This is a genomic window from Bradyrhizobium altum (assembly GCF_020889705.1).
Taxonomy (GTDB): domain Bacteria; phylum Pseudomonadota; class Alphaproteobacteria; order Rhizobiales; family Xanthobacteraceae; genus Bradyrhizobium; species Bradyrhizobium altum.
Window position 1 is genome coordinate 1 of sequence record NZ_JACMYP010000598.1, and the last position, 713, is coordinate 713.

Annotated in this window: 2 pseudogenes; both read left to right on the plus strand. The window is 63.5% G+C overall.

The window, feature by feature from the left end:
• A pseudogene (locus H8B02_RS47625) lies at positions 1-209 on the plus strand (Ig-like domain-containing protein); the annotation flags it as partial.
• Positions 210-354: 145 nt separating this feature from the next.
• Positions 355-713, plus strand: a pseudogene (locus H8B02_RS47630) (hypothetical protein); the annotation flags it as partial.

Below are 713 nucleotides of genomic sequence, written 5' to 3' on the forward strand. Positions count from 1 at the left end.
CCAATGACGGCAAGTTGTGGGGGAGCTGGACGGCGTTCACGGCGACCGCAACCAACCAGGCGCCGACGGTGTCGGACTCGAACGTGGTGACGGTCTCCGGGCAGACCTTTGCCGCATCGAACCTGTTCAGTGCGACGGACGCGGATGGCGATACCATCACGAAATATGCGCTGTGGGATTCCAACACGAACGGGACATTGGAGCGTTAACGGAGCTACGCAGGCCGCGAATACGGAGATCGACATCACGGCGGCGCAACTTTCCCAGACCACCTATCAGGCCGGCTCGGGTACGGACCAACTCTGGATCCGGGCCAATGACGGCATTGCGTGGGGAGCCTGGCAGCCCTTCAACGTGACGGGCGAGAGCTCCACCAATGCCACCATCGCAGCGGGCGCGACCCTGGAATTGCCGGGGGCGTCGAGCGCCACCGTCGCGTTCCAGGGCTCGACGGGGACGCTGAAGCTCGACAATTCCGCGAGCTTTGCGGGAACCGTCGCCGGGATGACCGGTTCGGACGCGATCGATTTCGCGAACATCAATTTCGCGAACGTTCACACGCCGACCTTCAGCGGAGACTCATCGCACGGAACGCTCACGGTGACGGACGGCACCGTCACGGCGAGCATTGCGCTGCTGGGCAACTACATGGCCTCGACATTCACGACCTCGAGTGATGGCCATGGCGGTACCCTGGTTGTCGATCCGCCGGC